The 3,598-nt window shown below is 54.8% G+C and carries 5 protein-coding genes; all 5 read right to left on the bottom strand.

The genetic code is table 11. The features are described from left to right. A partial coding sequence (locus tag Q0288_RS14790; RefSeq protein ID WP_299431971.1) for a M20/M25/M40 family metallo-hydrolase occupies window positions 1–440 on the bottom strand: 440 nt, incomplete at its 3' end. Window positions 441–491: 51 nt separating this feature from the next. Then, window positions 492–1,487 (bottom strand): P1 family peptidase, encoded by a 996-nt coding sequence (locus tag Q0288_RS14795; protein ID WP_299431974.1) that lies wholly within the window; start codon window positions 1,485–1,487, stop codon window positions 492–494. Between the two features lie 422 nt (window positions 1,488–1,909). Next, a complete protein-coding gene (locus tag Q0288_RS14800) occupies window positions 1,910–2,101 on the bottom strand; it encodes a hypothetical protein (protein WP_299431977.1) in 192 nt (63 codons plus the stop codon). A 10-nt stretch (window positions 2,102–2,111) separates the two neighbouring features. Continuing rightward, a complete protein-coding gene (locus Q0288_RS14805) occupies window positions 2,112–2,300 on the bottom strand; it encodes a hypothetical protein (protein ID WP_299431980.1) in 189 nt (62 codons plus the stop codon). Window positions 2,301–2,356: 56 nt separating this feature from the next. Then, on the bottom strand, window positions 2,357–3,427 hold the full coding sequence (locus Q0288_RS14810) for a metalloregulator ArsR/SmtB family transcription factor (RefSeq protein WP_299431984.1): 1,071 nt from the start codon (window positions 3,425–3,427) through the stop codon (window positions 2,357–2,359). Window positions 3,428–3,598 lie beyond the last annotated feature (171 nt).

Genomic DNA, 3,598 nt, shown 5'->3' on the forward strand with positions numbered 1-3,598 from the left:
ATGCACAGGCGCAAGGTTTTGTCGGGCTCGCCCAGCACCCCCCGCACGGCCTGGGCTGCCACAATTGCTGCAGCCAGCCCCCCCTTCATGTCGCAGGCCCCGCGCCCGTAGATTTTGCCGCCCACAATCCGAGCTTCGTAGGGGGGCATCGTCCACTGTTCTGGATTGCCGTGCGTAACCACATCGGTATGGCCCTCCAGAATCAGTCCTCCAGGACCTTGCCCCAGGTCGGCAATCAGATTCGGGCGACCCGGAGCAACCTCTTGCACGGTGGTTGTGAAACCACGCGCTTTTAAATAAGGCTCGAGAAAATCTACCACCGGCTGCTCCCCAGGCCCAGGGAAGTAGCTTGGAATACGGACCAGTTCCTGGGTCAGGTGAACCAGCTCATCGGTGTCAACGGCTTGGGCTGCCTGGAGGGCAAGGTTGTTTTTGTCCATGGTTCTTCCTGTAGGGCAGAACGGGCAACCATACGAGGTCGCCCTTAACGCCTATTTTTCGTACAGGTCGCGGTAGGAAACCAATCCACCTACCGAATACGCATGCAACACCCCATGTACCAGGGCTCGAGCAAATACATCGGCGGCCACGGCGCCCATGCGGCTGAGTTCGGCAGGGCCTTCAATCTCCACTTCACCCGTAGCAAGACAAAAGATCACGTCGCCATCGAACATGGTGTGGGCCGGGAACACTGCCCTGGCGATGCCGTCGTGGGCCATCTGGGCTATCTTTTGGGCCTGGGCTTTGGTCAGTCGGGCACTGGTCGCCACACAACCAATCACCGTATTGCTGCGAACAAAAGAATTGCTGAAGATGTCGGTGTAGTCGGGTGCCGCAAGGGATTGGGGTGTATGCCTGAGCTTGAACTCGCCATTTTGTTCTAAGAACCGTGCGTAGATTTCCCCCGACACAGGGTCGTGGGCACGTCCATGGGCATTGGCCGCAACGATGGCCCCCACCATCACCCCACCCGGCATGGCCAGGCTGGCCGTTCCCGTTCCCCCTTTCAGCCCGCCATTTCGGGCACCCGTGCCCACCCCTACCACCCCTTGCTCCACTGGGCCGCTCTTCAGGTTCTGGGCAGCCAAGTAGCCGTACTCGGCACTGGGACGCACGGTGGAGCTGCCGACCAGCAGGTCGAAAATCACTGCGGCGGGCACGATGGGCACTAGGGCCTGGGTAGTCTCGTTGCCCACAGGGTAGCCCTTGTTGTGTTCCTCGAGCCAGTGCATTACGCCTGAAACAGCCTCGAGGCCATAGGCACTCCCGCCCGAGAGCACAATGGCCTGCACCTTCTCGACCAGATTAACTGGGTTCAGCAAATCGGTTTCACGCGTACCCGGCGCACTGCCGCGCACATCCACACCCGCCACCGCCCCATTTTCAGGAAAGACTACGGTGACACCAGTAAGGTTGTCTAAATCGGTAAAGTGGCCTACCTGGATACCAGGGACATCGGTGATTGAGTTGAAGGGGCCAGGTTTCATGAGCAAGGCTAGCATAACAAAAAGCAACGCCTCTCCAGGTTCTATCTAATTTTGAGGATGGATACTGCTCCGGTAGGCTGGTTTTCCACATGGATTCGGCCTGTGGAATGGCGGGATTTGCTATGGAGGGGCTTGTTTCGGGGTCTCCAGTGCATACTGACCCCTTACCAGATCGCTAGCCAGCCATCTGGCCGCAAATAATCGCTGTCGGTCTCCGGCTGAAGCCTGGACTTTCCAGCACAAAATACCATGGTGCGGGCCCTGCCGCATAAATTTGCAGGAGTGGCCCCTGAAACCACTCCTGCCAGGAGGCTAGACACGGTACTGTTGGCAACCGCGCTAGGAACGTGACGATGTTTTACTTGCTTCGAAGGTTCGTCCGTTGAAAAGACCCCCAGCTGAAGGGTCTCAACTTGGGAAGCTTAAGCTGCCCTTGGTTCACAATTAGACTGGTTTGCTCGTTGGCGCCGCAGGTTGTTCGGGTTGAATGGCAACACCTGGCTGGTGGACAACGTAGGAGCATTGCGCAGCAATTGTTCGGTTCGGGCCTGCTCGAGCAGTTCGGTCATATGCTGATCAACGACAGTTTTCAGCAATATGGGGTTGAGGTTCATAGTTCTTCTCCTATTGAGCTCGGGAATCTTTGAGTCCTGGGCCGAAAGGGGTAGGCCTTTTACCCGTAGCCGGACTGGAGTATTTGAAGGTCGGAGCAGCTTCCTGGCTGTTGAGGGCTTGTTCCACAGTCGCTTCCTGACGCAACCGATCGAGATGATCGTTTGCAGTAATGACCAAGAGTTCTGGATTAATCATCATAGCCAACCTCCTATATTTCTATATTATAGGAGATTGACTATATTGTCAATAGGCTATCACTTGGAGCGCAATACCAGATCCGATAGCCCGGCAATGGACTGCTGGATCGCCTCACTATTGACATGGTAGAACGACTTATTGCCATGCTTTTCCAGCGCAACCAGCCCGGCTTCTTTGAGCAGTTTCAGGTGCCCGCTGGCAGTAGGCTGGGTCACGCCCAGTTGAGCAGCCAGATCTCCCACTGTCAATACAAAGTTTTCGTAGCGCGCAATCAGGGTGAGCATCGTCAGCCGTGTGGGATCGCTCAAGGCTTTCATTTTGGGAGCTACTTCCTCCACCCGGGTTAACAGATTTTCGAACAAGTGCTCACTCTGAATGCCGTAACCGATGTAATGTGAATCGGCAAAATCGAAACTAAAGCCTCCACCCGCAGCGAAAAAAAGGGGAACAACCAGCAATTTGCCCTTCTCCAGCGAGGTCTGGATATGCTTTTGTGATGCCTCAAACTGGGTGAAGTGGTGAGCCGGGATGGCGTCTAGCACATTGCCGGTTTCACGGTATTTGTTCAAGAAAGCTTCACTGGCCCGCCTGGATTCAGCGTATCCTTCTTCCTTCCAGATGGGTTCCAGCACTTTCCAAAGTTGCTTGAGTAGGTTCAAATAGCGTTTGCGCGTATTGGGTTGTTTGAGGATAGCAGCCCGCTCGAGCATCCCTTCAAGGCTTTTTAGCTCATGTTCCCGCTTGCCCTTATCTTCATAGGCCTGAAACTTCTTGCGATAAGACTCTCCTTGCTTGATCAGACGCTCTGGAATTTTGCCAAATTCGGCAAATAGCCGATCTACACTATGATCTCGGGCATAGCCCAGATCCCCTACAATCATGAACAAATCCCCACCCGCCTCGGATCGCTGGTCTTCGGGCCAGAAAGTCCGAATGGCCTCGACCAAATCACCATGCTTGGTATAGAGGGTTTTTAGCCAAGGCAGTTCGCTGGCCCGTTGCGCACTATCGGGGCGGGTCAGGGCATAGCAGGCATAAGCCAGTTCCAATGTGGTCGAGGGCATCGCATCCACTTTGGGTATCTGCACATCAGGGGCACTAAAGGTTAGAATGTCAGAAACACTCATAGGCTATGGCCTATATTAGCAGATACCTTATCATTAATCATCTATATATGTCCCACGGGTCAGGCCCCAGCGGTCATACCGGACTCAAAAAGATCATCATCAAACTAAAGAGACCTCGAGGCGATCTTTTTGAATCCGGGAGCACCCCCCTCCCGGACGGTCGGCGAAAAA

Source organism: uncultured Meiothermus sp. (assembly GCF_937863175.1).
GTDB lineage: Bacteria > Deinococcota > Deinococci > Deinococcales > Thermaceae > Meiothermus.

Bases quoted from the DNA above. Each gene is read 5' to 3' on its own strand.
- Q0288_RS14795 (WP_299431974.1), bottom strand. From the start codon at position 1,487: ATGAAACCTGGCCCCTTCAACTCAATCACCGATGTCCCTGGTATCCAG.
- Q0288_RS14800 (WP_299431977.1), bottom strand. From the start codon at position 2,101: ATGAACCTCAACCCCATATTGCTGAAAACTGTCGTTGATCAGCATATG.
- Q0288_RS14805 (WP_299431980.1), bottom strand. From the start codon at position 2,300: ATGATGATTAATCCAGAACTCTTGGTCATTACTGCAAACGATCATCTC.
- Q0288_RS14810 (WP_299431984.1), bottom strand. From the start codon at position 3,427: ATGAGTGTTTCTGACATTCTAACCTTTAGTGCCCCTGATGTGCAGATA.